Consider the following 25,376-nt stretch of genomic DNA (forward strand, 5'->3'; position numbering starts at 1 on the left):
TGCGTCCACACCAGCTCGGTCGCCTGGCCTGGCTTGTCGATTTCCAGACCGAGGCCAAGCGGCCAGTATGTCTTGACCGTGGCCTGGGTGCCGGAGATTTCGGCCTCCTGCGCGCCGCCGCAGTTCGAGTATGAGCCTTAGGCGCTGCGCGAGCGCTCGACTAAGCCATATTGGGCCTTAACGACGTTCAAGTTAGTGCATGGAGCCCTTCAGTACCTCAGCGAGAGCGTCTTTGAGCAATGTTTCTTCTTTTTCCGCTTCAAAACCTACAGCCACGTCTTCCTTGATCAACCATGCAACATCAATGACGTTCTGGATAGCCGGGTCAACGCGCATATTTTTCCGGCCAGGTATCAATAAAAGACTTACCGCTTCATTAGGCAACAAATGGCCGCCTGCCATCAACAGAGCGATCAGCCATGTATGCCTCGCCGGATCAAAAAAATAGCCTGTGACGGTCTTTTTCATCAGGGCTATCAAATGGTTGACATCCCAAGTCTCCCAGAATTTCAGCATCAGCGATTCCACCTCATCAGGAAAAGACAGCCCCCTTTCATAAAAGGAAGCCGTCAAGTCCCTGACTCGGTTTTCATCGCCCCGAACGAATTTGGAATAAAATATCTCCCACAGGTAATCTAGCTCACGGCCTTCTAACATATTTGCAACCTTTCAATACCTCGTAGTGCCGCGCGGCACAGGTTCCGGCCCGAAACTCGGGGAATATTTTCATACGGGGCGTTAAACGTCTGAGTTCCCGTCCACTCATCCGGAAATTGGCGCTCCCCGCCGTATTTACCTGTATGATTTTGATGTCCGTGCAGAACTTCGTCGTTCTTGGTCACTTTATGAGTCCTGGATATCATTTCATCATCAAGCTTTTCGATAATTTGCATCGACTCAGCTCCGTCCCTCCCGAGCGACTTGCGGCGCAGGACTTTCGTAGTGATTTTCCCTAGGCCTTTCTGGATTAATTGTTTCGGGTTTCCTACCATACCAGCCATGCCGAGCCAAAAAAGTTGACGGTCGCTGGCTCCAGCGGTTTTACCTAGCTGATTGACGAGATCAAAATCGAGCCACTGCCCCATCACCTGGTCGGCGGTACCATACTTGCGGGTGCTGCTCTCTTTCCATGAACCGGTCTGCATGACAACTGAGTCGCCATTCAACGCAGTTCCGGTGTCGATACGGTCACTGAACGTACGTATCGTACTGTTAGCAGAGCTATTCGACGCCCCGGGATTTTTAGTCTGTCGTACGTTTGGATCTGCCCCAATTCCAGTCTTGACGCCAACGATATACGCGCCAGGATTAGCTTCAAGGACCTTTTCGACTTCGCGCTTCAGCCTTAAGGCACACAAAGGATCCGCCGAGCCGCTGCAGTGCGACTTGACCACGTCCACATAGTCTTTTCGAGTCGGCTCCTTGGCTGGGTCTGATGCAAATCCCGTCGGATCGGTACGGTTGGTCGGATTGTTCAGTACGTAGCTGTAACGATTGTAACTCTGGCCGTCTACAGGGTTCTCGATCAATACATCGGCCGACAGGAACCTGCCGACCAGCGGATCGTACACGCGCCCGTTCATGTGTACCAGATCGAGCTGGTCCAGCATTTCATGACCCGTATAGCCGCGCTTGTCGACCTGTCCGTCCAGCGAATCCGGCGTGGTGGCGCCGTCGACGCTGCGGCGCTTGCCCCATGCGTCGTAGGCCAACCGCTCCTTCAGCGCGCCGGTGGCATCGGTCAAGCCAACGATACTGCCCAGCCGGTCGCTGTGCGTCCACACCAGCTCGGTCGCCTGGCCTGGCTTGTCGATTTCCAGACCGAGGCCAAGCGGCCAGTATGTCTTGACCGTGACCTGGGTGCCGGAGATTTCGGCCTCCTGCGCGCCGCCGTAGTTCAACGACGTGCCGTTATCGGTCCGGTCCATGCGCGCACGCTGGTGTTCCGGTCCATAGACGAAGTTCTGGATGACCGCGCCCTTCGTCAATTGACGTGGCATGTCGAAACTCGTCCACGTTGCGGTGCGCCCTGGCGCGACAGTCTGGTTGCCGTTGGCATCGTAGCCAAAACTGCCGACACCGCCAATGCTGGAGACGGCGTGCGGCTGTGCCGTTCCCGCGGACGGATACACGTACGGCTGTGTGCCGACGTTGGTCTTCGTCAGGATGCTGCCGGCGGCATTGTAGGTAAAGGTCTGTTTTGCCTGTCCGGTCACCTGGCTGGTTTCGATCCTGTTCAGGCCATCGTATGTGAACAGCTCCTGGAACCCCTGGGATTCCCAGTACTGGCTGCGCTGCGCGACATTGGCCAGCGCATCGTACGTGTAGCTTTCCTCCAGTCGCCGGCTGCCGGCCATTGTCTGCAACAGGCCGTTCGATTGAAGGCCCGTGTACGAGTTGAAGGTTTTAGTCTGCTTCAGCCCATTGCCCAGCAATGCCACGGTGGTCCGGCCGGAGGCGTCCTGTGTGTCGACGGTCCAAAGTACCGAACCGGCCCGCTCGATGCGTTCCAGATAGCCCTTGTCGTTGTAGCGCGAGTCATAGGTCTTCTCGGCATCGCTGTTGCGGCGGTATTTCTGCTGAACCGTGCGTCCCCACGCGTCATAGCCAACGGCGCTGACATAACTGTCGGAACCGATCAGCTGGGTGGTCTGCGACGGTCGTCCGTACGCATCATAGGTATGCAGTCGACGATAATCCTTCGCCGCGACAGTGCCGGTGTGCGCCTCGGCCAGCTGTCCGACACCCTTTGGCGCGGTGTCATATACCCAGTGCGACTCCAGGTCCGTTTCATAGCGAGCGACCATACGGTCAACATTATCGAACTCGACCCGGGCTTTTTTCCCCAGCGCCCGATCTTTGGGCGACGTGGTAGCCCATGTGCGGCCCAGCGGGTCGACATCGTAATGAATCCAGCCAAGGTCCGGATCCTTCAGGTCCGTGCGCCGTCCCAGGACGTCATAGGTCACATTGATCACGTTGCCCATCGGGTCCGTCGTCGTCTGCAGGTTGCCGAATGCGTCGTAGCCGAATTTCGTTTCGACGCCTTTGGCGTCAGTTACGGAACGCAGCTGGCCGATGACGTTGTGCTTTTCGGTGCGGGTGAACCTCCGTTCGTTGGTACTGACCGTGGTCAAGCCGTTGTAAGCCGACGTGGCTTCGCGAACATTCCCGCTTTCATCGAGGGAGACAACGCTGGTCCGCCGGTCGAGAATGTCGTAGCCGTAGCGCTGCGCCAGGTACGACGTTTCGCCATCGAATCGCGGCTGAGCCTGTTCGTACAGACGGCCCAACGCATCGTAACGACGATCGACAACGATGGCCTTGCCACTGAAGCCCCAGCTGCGGCTCTGGATGACATGGCCAACGCGGTCGCTGTAGACCACTTGCGGTACAGCGATGCGATCCGCTCCATGGAAGTACTCCGTCACCTGCGCCACCGTGGCGCCGGCTGGACATGAAGCGTCGCACTTTTTCGTATAGGTACGCGTCTCGTTGCCGTCCGCACGCAATTCCCTGACAGGCTTGCCGAATCCATCGACCGCCCAGCTGGTGGTCAGCTGATTCGGCCCCGTCAGGCCGGTCTGCGCTCCGGTAGCCGGATCATATCCCTGTGTTTCAGCATGTCCTGCCGCGTTCGTCACCTTGCTGGCATAGCGGCCGTTGGCGTCATATGCCGTCGACGTTTGCCGGGTCTTGGCCTTTGCGTCATACGGATCGGTCCACGCTTCGGTACGTACGTTGACCAGGCCGAACGCGTTGGCACTGCGGTCGAATGTCGTCGTGACCTTCAACGTTGCATTGTCGGGCTCCCTGACCTCCTGCTTCATCAGACCCGTCGTGGCATCGTAGTCGTTGCTGACCGTCCGGGTAATACTGCCGGTTTCGGGATCGGTCTTTGTCACCCGGCTGAGCGTTGGCTTGCCGATGAGCCAGCTTGCGCCGTCGTTGCGGAACGTCGTGGCGCTCGAGGTGACGTACGCCGGACTGCCTGCAGCGCTGAGGCTCGTTGTCGTGCTGTTGGCCGTCAGGTTGCCCCAGCCATCCCCGTAAGTGTTCTTCGTCACCACAGTGCCGAGGTCAACGCCCAGCGGATCGATACGCCTGACGGTCGTGGTATCGACGTACGGAAGCGTGGAGGTGCTGCCGTTTGCCTGGGCAATTCCCTGAGTTTGCAGCACATGTTTACTTTCCTGCAGCAGCACGCCAGCGTTGGTCCGGATCGTCTGCTCCAGCATCGTGCCGGTATGCGGCCATTGCTGTGCATAGCGCGTCGCCGTCGTCAGGCCTTTCTGCTCGTCAATAGTTTCGATCTTCGCAAAGCCGAGGGCGCCGCGGCCGCTGACGTCGAGACCGGGGTCCTGATAACGGTACGAGACAGTGCGCGTACCCGCGACGCCGTTGTCCGTCAGCATGCGACCGACGACCTTTCCGGGAGAGCGTGCCACGCGAGCAGGATAGGCAAGGGTCGATGTGCCGCTGAGGGTCACGACATTTGCCGCAATGCCGTCAAGATATTGCACGGACGAGGTGGCACCCAGACCATTCGTCACCTGGACGATACGGTCCAGCGCCTCGTTATCCCGCGCCACATCGACAGGAGCAAACAATTCCCAACGTCCATCTTCCTGCCACACCTTGTTGACGAATTTTCCGCTGTGGTAGTACAGCAGTTGAGCGCTGCCGGTGCCAAGCAGGTCGAGGAATAAAACGCGGTCCTGCGCGAGGCTGCCGATTTCCCGCGGGTAGGTAACTCCGGCCCACGGCGTACACACCATATTGTTGTCCGCAGCGGCAGTACCGCCGGTCGTATCATCGCCAAGCAGGCGGCACACTTGCAGGTTGCCGGTTCTCGTCGCCACACCATGCACATCGAAGGTCACGGAACTGGTTAGGATCGACGGTGCTCCGTCGCCGACGAAATTGCCGACAGCCAGCACGGCCTGATAGGCACTGCCGCTGTACTTGCGCCGGACCGCGCAGTCAAGGGCGCGGCCGGTGGAGTTGCAAACCGTGAATTCCGGCGCCTTGAGCTTGCGCAGCGAACTGTCGATGCCCATATAGCCGAACGCCACCCCGTTGTAGCCCGAGGCATTGAAATCGGCGGACAACGTGCCGCCAGTAGCCGGGTAATCGAAGAGGTAAGGCCGGCATTCGAGCGAATCGGTACAGGGCGTTACTTCAGGATAGACGTAGGAACGGAAGTCTCTCGTGGCCTGACTGCCGGCAACGCCCAGGTCCGTCACGACCACCGCTGCCTGGGGATTAAGCCACGTGTATTCATTGGATACAGTGCCGTCCGTATCGACAAAGCGATAGGCGTAGGCCTGTGTCCAGCGTACGTCCGTTGGGCGACCGATTCCGGTCATGTCCACCATTTGGGTAAAACTGGCATAGTCGCGCAACGGCTGCAACATCATTTGCGCACTGTCGGCCACCGGCGGTGTCAGCACGCTCACGGGCGGATTGGTGTCCGTGATGCAGCTGCTGCCCGCGCAGAACGTGGCGGTGCCATCGAGTTTGTAGGCGGAGTAGTGACCCATTTTGCCGTCGCCATTGGCATCGACAACATAAGGCATCTCGCTGCCACGATTTTCTCCGACAGCCGGCCAGTTATTGCACACAAAAGTAATCGTGCCACCCGCTGCCGGCATGCTTCCGGCGGCGCCCAGCGGAGACAGGCAGATTTTTGTTCCGGAGCTCTGAGTTCCTACCAGCAGATCGGGGGCGCCATCGCCGTTGAAATCGCCCACGTCCAGCACTGCGAAATTCACATTCGCCCCACCGACATTGACGTTGTAGTTGTATTGGGCAAAACCGCTGCCTGTATTGTGGAAATAACGATATTGGCTGCGCAGCGTCCCCGGAGGCAGCGGATTGTTCGCGTCACGACTTCTCTGCGCGTACGAATCCAGGTCGTCAGGGACGGGCCCTGCTACACGCTTCTCCAGGACGTCGGTCAGGCCGTCGTTGCCGAAGTCACTGAACGAGAAATACTCCAGATGGTTCGCTGACGGCGGGAATATCGTATTCGCCGCAGCAGCCGGATTGTTCGTCGTCATGATGGGTCCGTTCGCCCACATGCCTTTGCTGACAAAGCCAGGCGTCTTGCCCGGATCCGGCTTGCCCCAATCAAAACGTGTCGCTGGCAGGCACTCGCTGGCCCCGGATTGCGGATTGCGCGCGCACGCGGTTACCCGATTCAGCAAGCTGCGTCCGCTGGTCGGGCTGTATTCGTAGTCGAGGGTGTACGTGCGCACCAGGGTGCCATTGGACAGGCTGCCGGTCAGATCGGTCCCGTGATAGGTCTTGATCGATACAAGGCGTTTGCGGATGTCGGCACGCGTCTCGTCCAGATAGCGCGTCCATGCATCGTTACGGATCGCGTAGGTGAATTCGACAGCCGCATGCGCCGGCTTGCCATTGCCGCCGTAACGTATTGCCGCGACAAGATGCTCGCCCGTGCTGCTGTCGAGCGTATAGCTGAAGTTGATGTAATTGCCGACGCGGTCAGTCACACTGTCCAGTGCCCACGCGCGCGCTCCTGCCTTGGGACCGATGGCAGCACCAAGCACGCCACTATTGGGTGTGCCGATGACGGGGGTCACATAGCCTGACTGGGCACCATACGTCAGGATGCGACCGTCCCGGGTCTCGACCTTGTAGCTTCTTTTGCCGCCGACCTCGACGGCCCTGATCCTGCTGAAGGTCTCGGACTCGGTCCGGAACTCAGCATTGGCCGCCCAGTAATTGGCTTCGGTCTGGGGCAGATTGACCAGTTTCAGGCGTTGGCCGTCGAGGCACAGCCTGTCGGCATTGTCATAACCGATACGGCCGTTCACGCCATCCTGGGCAATGGTCTTGCCACAACGGGTAATGGTCGACAGGCCGCCCAGCGACCAGCCAAGCCCGAGCTGGCTATTTGGTGCGTTACCGGAATAGTTCAGCGACAACTGCGGCTGCAGACCGGCCGTTCCCGGCGGCACCGTCAGCTCCATGCCGTATGTGGCAGCACCGTCGTTGGCCACGGCAAGGCTACCCGGCAGAGATCCCGCATCGGCATTGCCAAGATGAGGTGGTGCGATGGTGACCGGCTTCGGAACGCCGGATGTAGTGCCAGCCTTGACCGTCACGGAGACCGCGGCGGATTGTCCGATTTGTGCGCCGGTACCGTCATAGGCGCGCGCAATGAGCGAATATGTGCCAGCGGCCATTGGGCTCCAGTTACCCACCCAACGGCCGCCACTGTTGACTGCGGAAGCGACTTCGGCATTATTGGCGAGGAATCGCACGCTCTGCACGGTCCCGCTGACCGTAGCCGTCAACGTCTGCGCAATGCCTGTCGTCAGTTCGGCACCAGCAGTCGGTGCATTGATCGTAATCGTGCTGGCCGCGCTCACAAAGAACGGAACCACAGCGCTCTGGATGGCGGTACTGCCCTGGCGCGCCACCGCATAGACCGTGTATGGCGCGGTGCTGACGGCCAGCCCCGTCTTCTGTACCGAGTACTCGCCTGCCGCGCCGTCCGGCTGCGCGGCGATCCACTGGCCGTTGACGTAGAAGCCCACCTCGTCGAACGTGCCGCTGTAGTTCGTCAGCTTCATTTTCAGGAAGGCGGGATTCGGATAGACGTACGTCGCATTCGCCGTTGGCGTTGTGATGCCCACGCGCGTGGTGCCTGGCATCGTGCAGTTGTTGTCCACGCACGGCAGCGAGACGTTCAGCGCCTTGTTGGCCGTTTCGGCCCAGACGTACAGGCGCCGCCCAGCGTATTGCGCGATGTAGGTACTGAGGTTGACGACGAAATGGTGCGCGGTGCCCGGCGTGGCGCATTGCGACTGCACGCTGGCGTTGTCCAGTTCGGTGGCCACATTGGCGACGCCCGTCGTCAGTTCCGTGCCGCCGCTGCCCAGGCTTGGCGCGTCCAGCAGTACCTTGTAATTGAGCGGCGTGGTGCTGCCCGACTGGCATGTCCAGCCGTACAGTTCGGCCGTGCCGGCGGCATTGGTGCGCACGCCGCCGATGGTGCCCAGCAGCGCGCTGTTGGTGACGTTGACGATGACGGGACGCGATTCCGTCTGCAGGCCGGCACTGTCCGTGCTGCGCAGCTTGAAGAAATGGATGCCCGCGGCCAGGTTGACCGGCGCGCTCATCGCCAGCGATGCAGTCGAGCCCGTGACCGTCTTGACCGGTGCGGCGGCATACATGCCGGTAGCGTTGGCCTGGAACAGTTCGAGCTTGCTGACGACACCGCCGCTGCGGCTGCCATTGCCCGTCAGCGTCACCGCGGCCGTGCCCGTACCGCTCACGCGCACGTTGGTCGGCGTGCCGGTCAATGTTGCCGTCGGGCCCGCACCCGCCGTGACCGTCACGCTCAGGTTGTCGGTCTTGGCGCCGAACCAAGTGACGTCCTCGTGCACCATCTGCCACTGGAAGTTATAGGTGCCGGCCGTTTGCGGCGCCGTTACCGTGGCGGTAAAGGTACCGGTCTGGCCCGGTGCCACGCTACCGGTCAGGTAGACTCGCCCGCCCCAGACGCGGTTATCCTGCGGATTCTGCGAGCCGAGCCGGAAGGATGCGCCTTCGCTCCACGTGGTCGTACCCGTATTCACCATCGACACGCTGAACGTCACCGGCTGGCCGGCACGCAACGCGGCCGGCATGGTTTGCGAAACAAAGCCGGCCGCATCGCCGGCGGTGCTTGCGGCGACGGTGACAGTCGATACGGCGCTGGTGCCGACCTGGCCGGCATTGTCGGTCGCGCGCAGCTGCAGCGCGTGCTTGCCCGCAGCCAGTGCCAGCGCCACGTTGATCGATGTGCCGCTGGTGGTATGGATCGGCGTCGCGCCGTCCAGCACTTCGAGTTTCGTGATCGTGGCGCCGGTGCTGACCGTGCCCGTCACCTGCACATTGACGGTACTGCCGGACGAGATCACATAGGCGCTATTGTTGAGCGGCGCCGTCAGCGTTGCCGTTGGCGCCGGACCGGCCACTGTAATCGTCGAGAAGGCGCTTCGGGTCTTGCCGCGGCTGTCCGTGGCGCGCAGCTCGATCGTGTGCGACCCGACGGCCAAAGCCTTGCTCAGGCTGATGCTGGTGCTGGCGACATAGCCCAGCGATGTGCCCCCGTCGAAAAATTCCAGGCGCGCGATCGTGGCGCCGGCGGTGCCGGCGGCGCTGCCCGTCAATGCGACGGTTGCCGTGGTCGTGGTCGTGGTGAACCTGGCGCCGTTGGCCGGGCTGGTCAGGGACACCGTCGGCAATGCTTCGGTGACGGTAATCGGTGCATGCACGAAGTCGCCGAACCATGCTTGATTTTCCTGCAGCATCTGCCATTGCATGTCATACGTGCCCGGGGTCGCAGGTGCCGTGACGGTGAAATTGAACGTGTAGGACGCCCCTGGCGCTACCGCAGTGGCGACGGCAACCCTGCCTGGATGCCAGATGGTGTTGTTTGCAGGATTCTGGGAGCCCAGCGCATAGGGATCCTGGCCGCCCACGGTCCATGTGACGTTGCCGGTATTTTTCATCGTCACTGAAACGGCATAGGCCTGTCCCGCCGACATCGCTGACGGTATGCTTTGCGCCGTTACCGTAGCGCCCCTGGTGGCGGGAGCGGTAGGAGCGGCGGCCACGTTGACCACGAAATATTGCGTGCCCGCCTCACTGCCGCGCTCCGTGCGCGCGATCAGGCGCAGCGTATGGGTACCCGGCGTCAGCGCGACAGTATTTCTGATCGAGCGAACCGTGTTGACGTACCCTTCGATATTGGGATCGTAGACCACCTCATAGTCAACCGCATCCAGGAATGATTCGCCTTCGGCAACCAGTATCTGATTGACCGCATCGAACCGGTCCTGCGCGCTGGCGTTGCCCGAAAAGGTAACCCTGAAGACACCGCTTGCGTCGGCGGTGCCGCTGGTGGCACTGATGGCAGGGTTGAAGAAATTGACCTGCGCGGACGCACCGCCTGCGCCAAGGATCAGCAGCGCCAGCATGAGCCAGCGGATCATCCCGACCAATTGCTGCGCCCGTGCGCGCAAACACCCCATTACAACCGTCGACTGCTGCCTGACCATAATCCACCCTGATTACTCCGGCGTACCGGAAGTTAGCTTTTTAGAAGAGGGGAGTATTCTGAAAGGTATGCAGCAACAACATTCTCGCCAAATGTCACGACGTCAAAATATTTGAATTTTTACAACAGTTCAGATTTGCAAATATCTGCAAACTATGCTGAGGCCAAGTCGCGATAAAAAAAGCCGGCGTTCCTGATGGAAGCCGGCATTTTGCCTTACTCAGCTGCGGCGGATGTCGCGGCAGACAATCAATCCCAGTTCAACGCCCCACCAGTCTGATACTCGGTCACGCGCGTCTCGAAGAAGTTGCGCTCCTTCTTCAGGTCGATCATCTCGCTCATCCATGGGAACGGGTTTTCGTCCTGGTCGAACAGCGGCTCCAGGCCGATCTGCACGGCGCGGCGGTTGGCGATGAAGCGCAGGTAGCCCTTGAACATGGTGGCGTTCAGGCCCAGCACGCCGCGTGGCATCGTGTCTTCCGCGTAGGCGTATTCCAGCTCGACGGCTTTGAGGAACAGCGTCTTGATCTCTTCGCGGAATGCGGCGGTCCACAGCTGCGGGTTTTCCAGCTTGATCGTGTTGATCAGGTCAATGCCGAAATTGCAGTGCATCGATTCGTCGCGCAGGATGTACTGGTACTGCTCGGCGGCGCCCATCATCTTGTTCTGGCGGCCCAGCGCCAGGATCTGCGTGAAGCCGACGTAGAAGAACAGGCCTTCCATCAGGCAGGCGAAGACGATCAGGGACTTCAGCAGTTTCTGGTCGTTTTCGATCGTGCCGGTCGTGAAGGCCGGGTCGGTCAGGGTGTCGATGAACGGGATCAGGAACTGGTCCTTGTCGCGGATCGACTTGACTTCGTTGTAGGCGTTGAAGATTTCCTGCTCATCCAGGCCGAGCGACTCGACGATGTACTGGTAGGCGTGCGTGTGGATCGCTTCCTCGAACGCCTGGCGCAGCAGGTACTGGCGGCATTCCGGCGCCGTGATGTGGCGGTAGGTGCCCAGCACGATGTTGTTCGCGGCCAGCGAGTCGGCCGTCACGAAAAAGCCCAGGTTGCGCTTGACCAGGCGGCGCTCGTCTTCGGACAGGCCGTTCGGGTTCTTCCACAGCTCGATATCGCGCTGCATGTTCACTTCCTGCGGCATCCAGTGGTTGGCGCAGCCGGCCAGGTATTTGTCCCACGCCCACTTGTACTTGAACGGCACCAGCTGGTTGACGTCCGTCTTGCCGTTGATGATGCGCTTGTCGTCCGCGTTGACGCGCAGCGCGACCTGCTCGGCAGTGGATTCCTCGCCGGCGGCGCCGGCTGGCAGTGGTGGTTGGCTTGGCGCGGCGGCCGCTTCATCATCCCAGGAGAGCATTGTTATTCCTTCAGTTCTGTATTTGAATCCTCAATAGCTGTTGCCGGGGTCACCGGTCGTGGCGTTCTTGGAGTTCGATGGTTGGTCATGGCGCCACCCCGGGCGGGATGGCGACTTGTATCAGTTGGCGACTCGACGGGCGCCAATCAAGAGCTGACAGCATGGGCCGGCAGGACGGGCCGGCGGCCCATCCTGTTGCCTCAGCTTATTGGCAACTCATTGGCAGGCTTCGCATTCCTCGAAACCGGCGTCGCCAGGACGCAGGTAGCATGCGGCGCCCTCTTCCACCTGCTGCACCGTGGTCGGCGCTTCGTGGGTCGGCACGGCCGGTGCGCTGCCTGCGGCGGCGACGCCGCCCGTGGCCGGGCCGTGGGCCGAGACGGCGTTCAGCGCGCCCGTCTTCGACGTCGACTTCTCCATGTGCGACGCGGCGATCGTGCGCAGGTAGTACGTCGTCTTCAGGCCGCGCAGCCAGGCCAGCTTGTACGTCTCGTCCAGCTTCTTGCCCGAGGCGCCGGCCATGTAGATGTTCAGCGACTGGGCCTGGTCGATCCACTTCTGGCGACGCGATGCCGCTTCCACCAGCCAGGTTGGCGAGACTTCGAACGCCGTGGCGTAGATGTCGCGCAGGTCCTGCGGCACGCGGTCGATCTTGGTCAGCGAGCCGTCGAAGTATTTCAGGTCGGCGATCATGACTTCGTCCCACAGGTCGCGGGCCTTCAGGTCGCGCACCAGGTACGAGTTGATCTCGGTGAATTCGCCCGACAGGTTCGACTTCACGTACAGGTTCTGGAACGTCGGCTCGATGCAGGCCGAGACGCCGATGATGTTCGAGATCGTCGCGGTCGGGGCGATCGCCACGCAGTTCGAGTTGCGCATGCCGAACTGCTTGATGCGCTCGCGCAGCGGCGTCCAGTCCATCGACGACGACATGTCCTGCTCCAGGTAGCCGCCGCGCTCTTCCGCCAGCAGTTTCACGGAGTCCTGCGGCAGGATGCCGCGGTCCCACAGCGAACCCTTGTACGACTCGTAATGGCCGCGCTCTTCGGCCAGTTCCGTCGATGCGTAGTAGGCGTAGTAGCAGACTGCTTCCATCGACGTGTCGGCGAAGTCCACGGCGGCTTGCGACTGGTACGGCACGCGCATCATGTGCAGGCAGTCCTGGAAGCCCACTCATTTATCCCATTCCCATGCCGACCGGACGGTGGCGCATGTTGGCGTTGCGGGCCTTCTCGACGGCGTAGCGGGTTCGTTCGCCTTGGCGTATCCGCTGATGCGGCCACTGGTTCGATGCCCTATTTGTTTGGTAATATGACAAGCCCTAGGGACACGAGACACCGGAGAAGCGAATGGGTCTACCTCTAATAGTAATGGGGGATCGCACGAGCCATGGCGGCACAGTCATTTCCGCTGACATGACTTTCGACATCAATGGCAAGTGTGTCGCCCGCATCGGGGACATGACGGTCTGCCCGAAATGCAAGGGGGTGTTCCCGATCAAATCAGGCGCGGGCGATGTGATGGACGGCGAAGGCAACGGGTACGCACGTCACATGGACGAAACCGAATGCGGCGCAAAACTGATCTCCAGCCAGGTGACCACGTTTTGGGACAACAAGTCTTCTTCAGGCGCGACATCCGGCGATGGCGAGGTGCCGCTCGCTGATGCGGCATCAATTGCTTCACCCACCTCCTCGGGGGTTTGCCTGGACTGCCTGCTGAAAGCATCGGCGGCCGGCAGTGCGACGGTGATACGGGAATAGCTCATGATCGATGTGGTGGAGCGGCTGGCGCAGTTGCAGCAGGACGTGTCCTCGGCACGCCTGTACGCCCTCGTCGACGGCGTACAGCATCAGGTTCATCGAGGGGTGCGCATCGATGATGGCGCTGGCCGCTATTCGCTGTTTCACGGGACCGCAGATGCACCGCTGGCTCCTGCCGGCCCCTGGTTAATCGATGCCGACATTGCAGGACAGACGTACACCGCGGATCTCGCAGCACTGGAACGCGAGGCCGCCGCGGTAAGCTGGATCTTCGCATCGCAGGATCTGGTCGGGTTGGCGCAACTTCTACAGCTCAATCTCGATATGAAGCTGCCGGACGGGCGCTCGGCGCTTGTCCGCTTTTGGGACCCACGCGTGCTGTACTCCCTGGCCGAGGTGCTGACGTCGGAACAAAGACATGCCTTCTTTGGACACGTGCACGAATGGCACCTGCTTCATAAGGGGCGTCGAGTATGGATCGGGAGGCACCGTGATAACGCTTAGTGAAGAACAATGGTCTTTCCTGAAGAGACGCGACACAGCTAGCTTTGTCGATTCGGTGTGCGAACAGTATATAAGCACGCACAAGACGTTCGCGCCCGGGATGACGCGCGAACAAACTCTCGCCATCATGCAGGCGGCGTACGAGTTTGCCGAACGCGCTGGATTCACCTCGACACCCCATATCGTTCACCTGATGTATTTTGCGGCAGACGCACCAGGCGTTCTGGACGAACCAGCTGTCATCGCACAGCTGCGCAAGCCTGGTTCGACGCCGGAGCAACGTTTTGACGACTTGCTCGCGGTTCTTTCGGTTGAACTTAACCGCCTGGAAGAGGGAAGATAAATGGCGTCACTTGCAGGAACCTTGTTGCGCGCGGCGGCACAAAAAGCGGCTGAACGGGCTGCCGCGGCGGCCGCCGCTGGAGCAGCAGCCGGCGCGGCTGCGGAAGCGGCAAAGGAAGCTCGCAGGCGGCAGGCGGAGGCTGAGAGAGCCAGAAGTACGCCTATCGCACGCACGGAAACGCAGGCAAAAGCCAAGGAAGAGAAGTGCAAGGAATGTCCGCCGGATCGCGGGGTCGTCCAAATGCGTAAAACCAACGGCTGGTCCGAACTGGCCATCGCGTACCAAGCGCGGATCGGCGGCATGCCGATGACGAACGGAGCGATCGCCGAATGGGTTTACAACGGCGTTGCGTTCGATGGATTCGACTCGAGCCAGTGCCTGCTCAAGGAAGCAAAATCACGGTACGACCAGTTTTTCGACATGTGGGGCCGGCCGCACCTGTTTTGGGGCGACGGCGAAGCCGCGCTGATCAATGAGGCCATGCGTCAAGGTGCAGCTGCCGAGCCCCGGCCACCGACGCGCTTGCGTTGGCATTTCATGGAACCACTCAGTTACCGGCACTTTTCTCGTATCATCAGAGCAGCTTATCCCGACGTAGAGGTAGTACTCGAACCATGACTCCATCCATTCCCGCACTCGAACTCCAATTCCGCCGCCAAGCCAGCGAATTGCCGACCATTGAAGTACAGTTGGGCGAACTGTTCCAGTTTTCGCAAGCTGTTGGCCCGTACTCTCCCCTATTGCGTGAATGGTATCTGACTTCCGACAAAGGCATGAAAGAGGCGCTCTTGTATCGAGCGTTCGACGAGCGCGGCCCGACCGACGCCGCGCTTGCGGTCCTTCGTACGAGAACCAAAGGCGTGAAAGACATTCGCTCAGTCTCTGTCTGGAACGGTGCCGAAAACCAAGAGGAAGGTGCTGTTCTTTCTTCCCGCTGCAATGTTTTCGGCCGGCCTGATGCTGTCAAGTTCGGACTAACATTGCGGCCCGAAGTACTGGATTGGAAGACGCCGGTGCAGTGGATACAGGCCGCAGTGTCGATCTGGCCTGCTCAGTTTGCTTCGTTCGGGCCGTTCTGGTATTCAGAAAGAGCTGTGTTCTCTGACAGGCCAGGTGTGGGTTGGATGCTTTATTTGCCGAAAAAGCTCACGGTACAACAGGTGCCAGAGGCTCGGGCCTTGGTTCCAGTGATGAACAAGAATAGCGAACAGATCGGCACAATTATTGTCAGTGTGACGGATGCGCCATTCTCGTTAGACAATGCTGACCATATCAAAGTGGCGAATGACATCGAAATTCGATTGGCTGATCAAGACCTATTATCGCGCTTCGCCGATCTCTAGCGGAAGCCCTTAGCCCCAAAAGGCCGTTAGCTTGTTGCAGGCCGGAACGCCGGTAAGGTTCGATATCGTCTCGGTCGGGCGATCACCACGCAGTTCGAGCTGCGCATGCCGAACTGCTTGATGCGCTCGCGCAGCGGTGCCCATTCCATCGGCGACGACATGTCCTGCTCCAGGTAGCCGCCGCGCTCTTCCGCCAGCAGTTTCACGGAATCCTGCGGCAGGATGCCGCGGTCCCACATAGAACCCTTGTACGACTAGTAATGGCGGTGCTCTGCGGCCAGCTCCGTCGAGGCGCAGTAGGCGTAGTAGCAGACCGCTTCCATCGACGTGCCGGCTCACTCCACGGCGGCTTGCGACTGGTTCGGCACGCGCATCATGTGCAGGCAGTCCTGGAAGCCCATTCATATACCCCTTGTCCATGCCCACCGGGCGGTGGCTCATGCTACTTTCGGTGACTGCTCCATACAGACTCAGTCGTCAAAAACGGACGCCATTCTTCGCAGTACTGATGATTAGTTTTCTGGATCTTTTTTATTCTCCGGCTGCGGAGTTGGTTTCCGCCACGCGGCTGCGGCCCCTTTCCGCTCCGGTATGGGCTCGAGCATATTCCTAGCTTTTAGCCTCAAGAAGACGTTTTTCATAGTATTCTCACTTTTGATACCAGTAACGTCACGCGCAACTGTATTTGTGATCTCATCATGCATTTCCATGTATTTCATAACTAGCTCCTCTGGAGAGCCAAGAGATTCATGTTTGATCACTACAATTACCGATTCTTCAGTTTCTGTAATTATTGGGGGCTTTAGACGCAACGCCTCCATTGCCGCAAACGCAGTATCGAGCCCCTCCCCAACGTCCTTGTTAGGAGGGTTCGGAAATTTGTTAATCAAGCGGACGAGTGCCGGATTCCTTGCACTCTGAGCTTTCAATATGTTCCGGGGTGTAACGTGACCCGGCAATTTCCCTGGACTTTCGACCTCTACACGATTGTCAAAAATGCGGATTTGAACATCCGTCGCGATACTGTAGTCCCGATGCAGCACAGCATTTGCGATCACCTCGTGAAGCACTTCTTCTGGATACTCGACCGATTCGAGCCCTTGTTCGCCAAGCTTCTTCACCCCTTCGATGATCTTCTTCGTCTCTGCCACCGCGTTATATATCAAGTTATATACATCACCCTCGATAGTCAAGGGAATGTCCTTAAGGTACTCCCTCCCGATATCGTCTTTGGTTTGATACCGTGTAACTTTAATACTACTGCGTTTTGCCAGAAATACTGCCGGCTCATCACAGAATAACAAAACTCCCGTTACTCGCACATGATTATCTTTGACAAGGTCTTGATTTTCCAAGTAGGTCAAAGGCTCAGCAGAAGGAATAACATTTATTAAAAAATTGATGATTGAATTACTATTCTCGACCCGCCTGAGCGGCATTTCAATCCATTCATTTTCAAAAGTAATAATTCCCTTATCCAGCTTAAGGCGAGAAAGTTTTTCCTCCGTATCAATTTTTTGCTTTCCCGCATTGACTCGGACAAAAACATCCCCACCAGAAGACTTTACTATGTCCTTAACCTTCTTTACGGTAATGTGGAGTACTAATCCAGGCAAATTCCTGCTTGACAGAAATTCAAATTTTAAATGATTTCCAAATGGATGTGCTTAAAAAAGGACGTGGGCAACAGCGTTCGCCTCTTCGACATCATCAAATCCAACCCAAGTCATACTCTGACTTTGTTTGTCCTCACTAATGCCAACATAAATATCACCCCCGGCGGCGTTAGCAAACGCTGATACTGTTTCAGACAACTTGGCAGGCTTTATTTCCTTCGCCTTAAAATCGTTCCAATAACTCTCTTTTTTCGCGAGGATCGTCGCCGCCTGATCATCGCCAATCTCATAAACAGGATACATACGCCCCTCGAATGACTGTTGTTATCTCAAAGAAATACTTCGCCTTTGGATTTCGGCTGCACATTTTGCTACCTAGCATCAAAAATGCTGCTCCCGACGCACCTATAAACGCCAGCTAGATCTATCAAAAAAGAGCTGAGCGAAGACTCACTCCTCAAATTTGGTTTCGCTAATACCAATTGAAGATCCCTGTGTACTCTTCAGGTCAATCCCAGTTCAACGCCCCACCAGTCTGATACTCGGTCACGCGCGTCTCGAAGAAGTTGCGCTCCTTCTTCAGGTCAATCATCTCGCTCATCCATGGGAACGGGTTTTCGTCCTGGTCGAACAGCGGCTCCAGGCCGATCTGCACGGCGCGGCGGTTGGCGATGAAGCGCAGGTAGCCCTTGAACATGGTGGCGTTCAGGCCCAGCACGCCGCGTGGCATCGTGTCTTCCGCGTAGGCGTATTCCAGCTCGACGGCTTTGAGGAACAGCGTCTTGATCTCTTCGCGGAATGCGGCGGTCCACAGCTGCGGGTTTTCCAGCTTGATCGTGTTGATCAGGTCAATGCCGAAATTGCAGTGCATCGATTCGTCGCGCAGGATGTACTGGTACTGCTCGGCGGCGCCCATCATCTTGTTCTGGCGGCCCAGCGCCAGGATCTGCGTGAAGCCGACGTAGAAGAACAGGCCTTCCATCAGGCAGGCGAAGACGATCAGGGACTTCAGCAGTTTCTGGTCGTTTTCGATCGTGCCGGTCGTGAAGGCCGGGTCGGTCAGGGTGTCGATGAACGGGATCAGGAACTGGTCCTTGTCGCGGATCGACTTGACTTCGTTGTAGGCGTTGAAGATCTCCTGCTCATCCAGGCCGAGCGACTCGACGATGTACTGGTAGGCGTGCGTGTGGATCGCTTCCTCGAACGCCTGGCGCAGCAGGTACTGGCGGCATTCCGGCGCCGTGATGTGGCGGTAGGTGCCCAGCACGATGTTGTTGGCGGCCAGCGAGTCGGCCGTCACGAAGAACCCCAGGTTGCGCTTGACGAGGCGGCGCTCGTCTTCCGTCAGGCCGTTCGGGTTCTTCCACAGCTCGATATCGCGCTGCATGTTCACTTCCTGCGGCATCCAGTGGTTGGCGCAGCCGGCCAGGTATTTGTCCCACGCCCACTTGTACTTGAACGGCACCAGCTGGTTGACGTCCGTCTTGCCGTTGATGATGCGCTTGTCGTCCGCGTTGACGCGCAGCGCGACCTGCTCGGCAGTGGATTCCTCGCCGGCGGCGCCGGCTGGCAGTGGTGGTTGGCTTGGCGCGGCGGCCGCTTCATCATCCCAGGAGAGCATTGTTATTCCTTCAGTTCTGTATTTGAATCCTCAATAGCTGTTGCCGGGGTCACCGGTCGTGGCGTTCTTGGAGTTCGATGGTTGGTCATGGCGCCACCCCGGGCGGGATGGCGACTTGTATCAGTTGGCGACTCGACGGGCGCCAATCAAGAGCTGACAGCATGGGCCGGCAGGACGGGCCGGCGGCCCATCCTGTTGCCTCAGCTTATTGGCAACTCATTGGCAGGCTTCGCATTCCTCGAAACCGGCGTCGCCCGGACGCAGGTAGCATGCGGCGCCCTCTTCCACCTGCTGCACCGTGGTCGGCGCTTCGTGGGTCGGCACGGCCGGTGCGCTGCCTGCGGCGGCGACACCGCCCGTGGCCGGGCCGTGGGCCGAGACGGCGTTCAGCGCGCCCGTCTTCGACGTCGACTTCTCCATGTGCGACGCGGCGATCGTGCGCAGGTAGTACGTCGTCTTCAGGCCGCGCAGCCAGGCCAGCTTGTACGTCTCGTCCAGCTTCTTGCCCGACGCGCCGGCCATGTAGATGTTCAGCGACTGGGCCTGGTCGATCCATTTCTGGCGACGCGATGCAGCTTCCACCAGCCACGTCGGCGAGACTTCGAAGGCCGTCGCGTAGATGTCGCGCAGGTCTTGCGGCACGCGGTCGATCTTGGTCAGCGAGCCGTCGAAGTACTTCAGGTCGGCGATCATGACTTCATCCCACAGGTCGCGTGCCTTCAGGTCGCGCACCAGGTACGAGTTGATCTCGGTGAATTCGCCCGACAGGTTCGACTTCACGTACAGGTTCTGGAACGTCGGCTCGATGCAGGCCGAGACGCCGATGATGTTCGAGATCGTCGCGGTCGGGGCGATCGCCACGCAGTTCGAGTTGCGCATGCCGAACTGCTTGATGCGCTCGCGCAGCGGCGTCCAGTCCATCGACGACGACATGTCCTGCTCCAGGTAGCCGCCGCGCTCTTCCGCCAGCAGTTTCACGGAGTCCTGCGGCAGGATGCCGCGGTCCCACAGGGAACCCTTGTACGACGCGTAATGGCCGCGCTCTTCGGCCAGCTCCGTCGACGCATAGTAAGCGTAGTAGCAGACCGCTTCCATCGACGTATCGGCGAAGTCCACGGCGGCTTGCGACTGGTACGGCACGCGCATCATGTGCAGGCAGTCCTGGAAGCCCATGATCCCCATGCCGACCGGACGGTGGCGCATGTTGGCGTTGCGGGCCTTCTCGACGGCGTAGTAGTTGATGTCGATGACGTTGTCCAGCATGCGCATGGCCGTGCGGATCGTCTTCTGCAGCTTGACGTGATCGAGCTTGCCCTCTTTCATATGGGCCGGCAGGTTGACGGAACCCAGGTTGCAGACGGCGATTTCGTCCGGGCCCGTGTTCAGCGTGATCTCGGTGCACAGGTTCGAGCTGTGCACGACGCCCACGTGCTGCTGCGGCGAGCGGATATTGCAGGGATCCTTGAACGTGATCCATGGGTGGCCCGTCTCGAACAGCATCGACAGCATCTTGCGCCACAGGTCCAGCGCCTCGATCTTCTTGAAGACGCGGATTTCGCCACGGGCGGCTGCCGCTTCGTAGCCTGCGTAGGCTGCCTCGAAGGCCTTGCCCACTTTATCGTGCAGGTCCGGCGTTTCGGACGGCGAGAACAGCGTCCAGGTGCCCTTTTCCATCACGCGCTTCATGAACAGGTCGGGAATCCAGTTGGCCGTGTTCATGTCGTGCGTGCGGCGGCGGTCGTCGCCCGTGTTCTTGCGCAGGTCGAGGAACTCCTCGATGTCCATGTGCCACGTTTCCAGGTAGGCGCAGACGGCGCCCTTGCGCTTGCCGCCCTGGTTCACGGCCACGGCCGTGTCGTTGACCACTTTCAGGAACGGCACGACGCCCTGCGATTTGCCGTTGGTGCCCTTGATGTGGGCGCCCAGCGCGCGCACCGGCGTCCAGTCGTTGCCCAGACCGCCGGCGAACTTGGCCAGCAGCGCGTTTTCCTTGATGGCGTCGTAGATGCCTTCCAGGTCGTCCGACACCGTGGTGAGGTAGCACGACGACAGCTGCGAGCGCAGGGTGCCCGAGTTGAACAGGGTCGGCGTCGACGACATGAAGTCAAAGCTCGACAGCAGGTTGTAGAACTCGATGGCGCGCGCTTCGCGGTTCGCTTCGTTCAGCGCCAGGCCCATCGCCACACGCATGTAGAACGCCTGCGGCATTTCGATGCGCACGTCGCGCACGTGCAGGAAGTAGCGGTCGTACAGGGTCTGCAGGCCGATGTAGCCGAACTGCAGGTCGCGGTCGGCGACGATCGCTTTGGCCAGCTTGGCCAGGTCGAACTCGGCCAGCTTGGTGTCCAGCAGCTCGGCCTGGATGCCCTTGGCGATGTATTGCGGGAAGTAGTCGACATACGCCGCGGCGGCCTGCGCCTGCGGGGTTTCCTTGCCGAAGACTTCCTTGCGGATCGTGTGCAGCAGGATGCGGGCGGTAACCTGCGAGTAGGCCGGGTCCTTTTCCATCAGCGCGCGGGCGGCCAGGATGGCGGACTTGTGCAGCTCTTCGACGGGCACGCCGTCGTACAGGTTCTTGACCGTTTCGGCCAGGATGGCATCGGCATCAACGTGCTTTTCCAGGCCGGAGCAGGCGGCGGCGATCAGGTCGCGCACTTCCTGCATCACGAGCGGACGGCGCTGGCCGTTCTCAAGCACGTGCAGTTCCGGTTCGGCCACGTCAGGCGTGCCGGCGGCGGCCTTCTTGGCGCGGCGCTCTTCCATCTGCTTGGCGCGGTACAGCACGTAGGCGCGGGCCACGTCGTGTTCGCCGGAGCGCATCAGCGCCAGCTCGACCTGATCCTGTACGTCTTCGATGTGGAACGTGCCGCCGGATGGCTGGCGGCGCACCAGGGCATTCACCACGTTGTTCTTCAGCTCTTCGACCAGTTCGCGGATGCGCGCGGACTCGGCGCCATGCCCGCCTTGCACGGCGAGGAAGGCCTTCGTCATCGCGACAGCGATCTTGGTGGGTTCGAAGGCGACGACGGCGCCGTTGCGACGGATGATGCGGTAGTCGCCCAGCGCGCCCGACGTTGCCATGCCACCTGACACGGACGCTGCGGACGCCGGCACTTGCGATGCCGGATTGGTGGTGATGTCTTGGTTAGATTGCATTGTGGCTCCCCGAAAACGACGTGCAGAAAAGGGTTGGACCGCGCGGATGAAATCGCTGCGGTCCCTTGATTTGTAGAAACTTTGATCACTAGATTTAGTGAGTAGTGCAAGTTGTTGCACTAATTGTAGTGAGAGCGCCGGCCTTCTACAAGCGCTACAGCCGCAAAATAATTTGCCAGAACGTCCAAGTTTCGATTGACTTTTTGATGTGCCTCAAACGACGGGCGTTATCGTGTAAGCAAGCGCTAACATCGATTTTAACGGTTGGGTACGGCTGCTGAAACGGCAGGCAGACGCAGACCGGGACGTTGAACTTATGACAAACTTATAGGCCGGACACTACCACGCTGTGCGGCGCGGACCGGCATTATAGACGATGGCAGCCGCGGCCGTGATGGGGCCTGCCCCGCCTGCGCAGGGCATTCGCAGGCCTGCCGGATTCATTCCTTGATATTGAGTTTCTGCATCTGGTAACGCAACTGCCGAAAACTGATCCCCAGCAGCTGGGCGGCCTGGGTGCGGTTGTATTGCGTCTGCGCCAGCGCCCGCACGATGATTTCTCGCTCCACGCGCTCCAGGTATTCCGGCAGGTTGGCCGGCAGCACCGTCAGGTCGGGCAGCGGCGGCAGATCCGCCGGCAGCGGTTCGGCAGCAGGCGCAGGCGGCGAGGCAACCACGGGATCGGCGCGGACGGGGGCCTCGGCCACCTTCGCCCCCTTCAGCGCCAGGTCCTCGACGTGGATCACGCCGTCGTTGGCAAACGCCAGCGCCCGTTCCAGCACGTTTTCCAGTTCGCGCACATTGCCGGGAAAGCTGTAGCCGCGCAGCGCGTCCAGCACGCCCGGCCCCAGCGTGGCCCGGGGCCCGGTACCGGACAGGCGCGCCAGGATCGCTTCCGTCAGCACCGGCAGATCGTCCAGCCGCTCGCGCAGCGGTGGCAGTGCCAGTTCGATCACGTTCAGGCGGTAAAACAGGTCCTGCCGGAACCTGCCCTGCTCCACGCAGCGGGCCAGATCCTGGTGCGTGGCGCTGACGATGCGCACGTCGACGGGCTCCTCGGCCGTGGCGCCGATCTTGCGCACCCGCCGCTCCTGGATGGCGCGCAGCAGTTTGACCTGCATGGCCAGCGGCAGGTCCGCCACTTCGTCCAGCATCAGCGTGCCGCCGTGCGCTGCCTGGAAGAAGCCGTCGCGCTCATCCGCGGCGCCCGTGAAGGCGCCCTTGCGGTAGCCAAAGAACTCGGCCTCCATCAGCGCTTCGGGAATGGCCCCGCAGTTGACGGCAATGAACGGCCTGTCGGCGCGCGAGCCTTGCGCATGGATTTCGCGTGCGGCCAGTTCCTTGCCACTGCCCGATTCGCCCGTGATCGCGATCGGCGCCATCGAGCGGGCCAGCCGGGCAATCTGCGCTCGCAGCGCCTGCATGGCCGCCGACTGTCCCTTCAGGCGGCTGTCCACGGCGTCGCCGCGCGGTACCGGCGTCGGGCCGTTCAGCTGCAGCGCCGACAGCACGAGCTGGCGCAGCTGGTCCAGCTGCACCGGTTTGCTGACATAGTCGAACGCGCCTGCCTTCAGCGCGACCACGGCATTGTCCGCACTGCCGAACGCGGTGACGACGGCGATCGGCGTGTTCCTGCCGCTGGCGGCGATTTCCCGCACCAGCTCCAGCCCGAGCCCGTCGGGCAGGCGCATGTCCGTCAGTACGAGGCCATATTCGGCGCCGCCGCCCAGGCAGGCCCGCGCCGTGCGCAGGTCGGCCGCGCTGTCCACGTCGAGTCCCATCTTCAGCAGCGTGATCTCCAGCAGCTCGCGCAGATCGTCTTCGTCGTCGACCACCAGAACTTTCGGAGCACTCATCGGCGGACCTTTGCTGTCTATATATAGAGGCGATGCGTGGAACGGCTAGGTGCCAGCGCGGGCAAACGTGATGACGAACCGGCCGCTGGACGCAGGGCTGGCGCCGCCCGCCACGTCGAAGCGGTATTCGTAATCGAGCATCGCGTCGTTATTCAAGCATAACTCACGTGCCAGATACAGGCCCAGACCGGTGCCCCTGGAGGACGTCGTATAAAACGGCTCGAAGAGGTGAGCACGCACTTGCGGCGCAATGCCCGCGCCGTCGTCCTGCACGTGCAGCTCGGGCGGCCAGCCGGGCGCCGCGACGACAAACAGGCGGATGCTGGACGGCTTGCGGCTGGCATAGCGCACCGCGTTGCCCAGTAGGTTGAGCAGCACGCCGCGCAGGTGTACCGGGTCGAAGCGGACGGTGATGTCGGCCACGCCGGCGATATCGAGGACGGCACGGTCCAGGCCATGCAGCTCGTCGAATTCGTCCTTCAAATCCGCCACCAGCGCCCCCAGGGCCAGCGGCTCGCCGTGGCTGTGCGCCTTGCGCGACAGTTGCAGGATGTCCTCGACCATGCGGTTTACCCGCGCCACGTTGTCGCCGACGATTCTCAGCAGGCGCACGTGCACGGGCGCCGACAGGTCCTCGGCCAGCAGCGACGTGGCATGGCCGATGGCCGACAGGGGATTTCTCACCTCGTGCGCGATGCTGGCGGTGAGCCGCCCCATCGACGCCAGCTTGAGCTGCTGCGCCTGATTCTCGATGGCCGTGACGTCCTCCAGGAAGATGACGTTGCGCTCCAGGCCGGGCGCGGTCGTCTCCGCGGCGGCAAAGCGCAGTTTCAGGTGGGCGGCCAGGTCGCGCCGGCCGTTCCAGGCGGCCGTCATGTCCTGCAAGGCCGGATCGGTGTACGGCTTGATGGTGACGAACGCCGTGGCGCGGGCCGGATCGGCGCGCCAGTCGTCATAGGCCTGCGCGATCGCGTGCAGCGAGGGCAACGCGCCCAGCCGCAGGCCCAGCGCTCCCGCCACGCCCAGCATCTGCTGCGCGGCGGGATTGCCGGCGTGGATCTCGCCATCGGGACCGACCACCACGACGCCATCGCCCGCATGGGACATGACGAGCCGGTTGACGGCCTGCTGCACGCCGATCTCCAGGCCGCGCTGCACGGCGAGTTCTTCCTGCAGGATCAGGCGTGCCGCCATGCGGTTCACCAGCAGCACGACGGCGAAGAAGGCGGCGCCCAGCATGCCGGCCTGCAGCACGGCCGCGTCGCCCTCGGCATTGAGCAGGCGCCAGACGCTGTCGCCCAGCACGAACAAGGTGACGAGGGCCGCGCAGAACAGCGCCAGCACGAGGGGTGCCAGGATGGCGCAGCCGGCCAGCGGAAACAGGTAGAGGATCGCCAGGCCGCCGCGCACGCCGCCGCCGCCCACATACAGCAGCGAGATGACGGCCAGGTCGCAGGCGACCTGCGACAGCAGCTGGAACAGGAAGCGGCGGCGCCAGCGCGCGGCCACCACGGCAAACAGCACGGACAGCGCCAGGTAGCCGCCGCAGACGCGGGCGTACAGCAGGTCGCCCGAGTTGTGCAGCCCGCGAGTATCGACGCTGAGGTAGACCAGCAGGACGAGGGCGATGACGACGCGGGTGCCGTTCAGGGTCTGCAGCGAACGCCAGAAGGTGTCGCGCGACTGGGCCGAGAGGGCGAGCGGTGCGATGGACACGTGCCGCGCGCCCGCTCG

At 60.8% G+C, this 25,376-nt stretch carries 14 protein-coding genes and 2 pseudogenes; 5 read left to right on the forward strand and 11 right to left on the reverse strand.

Annotation, left to right across the window (positions count from 1 at the left end; genetic code table 11):
• Nucleotides 1–192: 192 nt before the first annotated feature.
• The 4 genes and pseudogenes from E1742_RS12360 to E1742_RS12375 form a co-directional block, all read right to left on the reverse strand.
• Nucleotides 193–657, reverse strand: coding sequence for a hypothetical protein (locus E1742_RS12360; RefSeq protein WP_134385197.1), 465 nt, complete (start codon nucleotides 655–657; stop codon nucleotides 193–195).
• Nucleotides 651–10,013: an NBR1-Ig-like domain-containing protein gene (locus tag E1742_RS12365; RefSeq protein WP_166793471.1), complete on the reverse strand. Its 9,363-nt coding sequence runs from the start codon at nucleotides 10,011–10,013 to the stop codon at nucleotides 651–653. The genes E1742_RS12360 and E1742_RS12365 overlap by 7 nt, the downstream gene beginning before the upstream one ends.
• 314 nt (nucleotides 10,014–10,327) lie before the next feature.
• Entirely contained in the window at nucleotides 10,328–11,440 is a 1,113-nt protein-coding gene (locus E1742_RS12370) for a ribonucleotide-diphosphate reductase subunit beta (protein ID WP_134385200.1), read from the reverse strand.
• Nucleotides 11,441–11,656: 216 nt separating this feature from the next.
• A pseudogene (locus E1742_RS12375) lies at nucleotides 11,657–12,683 on the reverse strand (ribonucleotide reductase barrel domain-containing protein); the annotation flags it as partial.
• A 127-nt stretch (nucleotides 12,684–12,810) separates the two neighbouring features.
• On the opposite strand from E1742_RS12375, the gene E1742_RS12380 reads away from it, so the two are divergent.
• From E1742_RS12380 to E1742_RS12400, 5 genes are all read left to right on the forward strand, one after another.
• Entirely contained in the window at nucleotides 12,811–13,203 is a 393-nt protein-coding gene (locus E1742_RS12380) for a PAAR domain-containing protein (RefSeq protein ID WP_307721926.1), read from the forward strand.
• A gap of 3 nt (nucleotides 13,204–13,206) precedes the next feature.
• Nucleotides 13,207–13,707: a DUF4123 domain-containing protein gene (locus tag E1742_RS12385; RefSeq protein ID WP_189569368.1), complete on the forward strand. Its 501-nt coding sequence runs from the start codon at nucleotides 13,207–13,209 to the stop codon at nucleotides 13,705–13,707.
• A 100-nt stretch (nucleotides 13,708–13,807) separates the two neighbouring features.
• Complete coding sequence (locus E1742_RS12390; protein ID WP_229466754.1) at nucleotides 13,808–14,050, forward strand: hypothetical protein; 243 nt, start codon at nucleotides 13,808–13,810, stop codon at nucleotides 14,048–14,050.
• Nucleotides 14,051–14,668, forward strand: coding sequence for a restriction endonuclease fold toxin 5 domain-containing protein (locus E1742_RS12395; RefSeq protein ID WP_134385206.1), 618 nt, complete (start codon nucleotides 14,051–14,053; stop codon nucleotides 14,666–14,668). It abuts the gene before it with no gap.
• Nucleotides 14,665–15,393, forward strand: coding sequence for an immunity 52 family protein (locus E1742_RS12400; protein ID WP_134385208.1), 729 nt, complete (start codon nucleotides 14,665–14,667; stop codon nucleotides 15,391–15,393). The genes E1742_RS12395 and E1742_RS12400 overlap by 4 nt, the downstream gene beginning before the upstream one ends.
• 36 nt (nucleotides 15,394–15,429) lie before the next feature.
• Here E1742_RS12400 and E1742_RS12405 read toward each other — a convergent pair.
• The 7 genes and pseudogenes from E1742_RS12405 to E1742_RS12430 form a co-directional block, all read right to left on the reverse strand.
• Nucleotides 15,430–15,840: pseudogene (locus tag E1742_RS12405) on the reverse strand (ribonucleotide reductase barrel domain-containing protein); the annotation flags it as partial.
• Nucleotides 15,841–15,905: 65 nt separating this feature from the next.
• On the reverse strand, nucleotides 15,906–17,009 hold the full coding sequence (locus tag E1742_RS12410) for an ATP-binding protein (protein WP_206076750.1): 1,104 nt from the start codon (nucleotides 17,007–17,009) through the stop codon (nucleotides 15,906–15,908).
• A gap of 51 nt (nucleotides 17,010–17,060) precedes the next feature.
• Nucleotides 17,061–17,312 carry an AlbA family DNA-binding domain-containing protein gene (locus E1742_RS26405; RefSeq protein WP_206076751.1) on the reverse strand — a complete coding sequence of 84 codons (252 nt, stop codon included), beginning with the start codon at nucleotides 17,310–17,312 and terminating at the stop codon, nucleotides 17,061–17,063.
• Between the two features lie 205 nt (nucleotides 17,313–17,517).
• Nucleotides 17,518–18,630: a ribonucleotide-diphosphate reductase subunit beta gene (locus E1742_RS12415; protein ID WP_134385209.1), complete on the reverse strand. Its 1,113-nt coding sequence runs from the start codon at nucleotides 18,628–18,630 to the stop codon at nucleotides 17,518–17,520.
• 216 nt (nucleotides 18,631–18,846) lie between these two features.
• Nucleotides 18,847–21,786 carry a ribonucleoside-diphosphate reductase subunit alpha gene (locus E1742_RS12420; RefSeq protein WP_134385211.1) on the reverse strand — a complete coding sequence of 980 codons (2,940 nt, stop codon included), beginning with the start codon at nucleotides 21,784–21,786 and terminating at the stop codon, nucleotides 18,847–18,849.
• 440 nt (nucleotides 21,787–22,226) lie between these two features.
• Nucleotides 22,227–23,642, reverse strand: coding sequence for a sigma-54-dependent transcriptional regulator (locus E1742_RS12425; RefSeq protein ID WP_134385213.1), 1,416 nt, complete (start codon nucleotides 23,640–23,642; stop codon nucleotides 22,227–22,229).
• A 45-nt stretch (nucleotides 23,643–23,687) separates the two neighbouring features.
• A complete protein-coding gene (locus E1742_RS12430; RefSeq protein WP_229466756.1) occupies nucleotides 23,688–25,358 on the reverse strand; it encodes a sensor histidine kinase in 1,671 nt (556 codons plus the stop codon).
• Nucleotides 25,359–25,376 lie beyond the last annotated feature (18 nt).

Origin of the sequence: Pseudoduganella plicata (assembly GCF_004421005.1) — a bacterium.
In the GTDB taxonomy this organism is placed as follows: Bacteria; Pseudomonadota; Gammaproteobacteria; order Burkholderiales; family Burkholderiaceae_D; genus Rugamonas; species Rugamonas plicata.

What these genes read in the sequence shown, in the direction of transcription:
- E1742_RS12360 (WP_134385197.1), bottom strand. Translation starts at nt 657, where the DNA reads ATGTTAGAAGGCCGTGAGCTAGATTACCTGTGGGAGATATTTTATTCC.
- E1742_RS12365 (WP_166793471.1), bottom strand. Translation starts at nt 10,013, where the DNA reads ATGATCCGCTGGCTCATGCTGGCGCTGCTGATCCTTGGCGCAGGCGGT.
- E1742_RS12370 (WP_134385200.1), bottom strand. Translation starts at nt 11,440, where the DNA reads ATGCTCTCCTGGGATGATGAAGCGGCCGCCGCGCCAAGCCAACCACCA.
- E1742_RS12380 (WP_307721926.1), top strand. Translation starts at nt 12,811, where the DNA reads ATGGGGGATCGCACGAGCCATGGCGGCACAGTCATTTCCGCTGACATG.
- E1742_RS12385 (WP_189569368.1), top strand. Translation starts at nt 13,207, where the DNA reads ATGATCGATGTGGTGGAGCGGCTGGCGCAGTTGCAGCAGGACGTGTCC.
- E1742_RS12390 (WP_229466754.1), top strand. Translation starts at nt 13,808, where the DNA reads ATGACGCGCGAACAAACTCTCGCCATCATGCAGGCGGCGTACGAGTTT.
- E1742_RS12395 (WP_134385206.1), top strand. Translation starts at nt 14,051, where the DNA reads ATGGCGTCACTTGCAGGAACCTTGTTGCGCGCGGCGGCACAAAAAGCG.
- E1742_RS12400 (WP_134385208.1), top strand. Translation starts at nt 14,665, where the DNA reads ATGACTCCATCCATTCCCGCACTCGAACTCCAATTCCGCCGCCAAGCC.
- E1742_RS26405 (WP_206076751.1), bottom strand. Translation starts at nt 17,312, where the DNA reads ATGTATCCTGTTTATGAGATTGGCGATGATCAGGCGGCGACGATCCTC.
- E1742_RS12415 (WP_134385209.1), bottom strand. Translation starts at nt 18,630, where the DNA reads ATGCTCTCCTGGGATGATGAAGCGGCCGCCGCGCCAAGCCAACCACCA.
- E1742_RS12420 (WP_134385211.1), bottom strand. Translation starts at nt 21,786, where the DNA reads ATGCAATCTAACCAAGACATCACCACCAATCCGGCATCGCAAGTGCCG.
- E1742_RS12425 (WP_134385213.1), bottom strand. Translation starts at nt 23,642, where the DNA reads ATGAGTGCTCCGAAAGTTCTGGTGGTCGACGACGAAGACGATCTGCGC.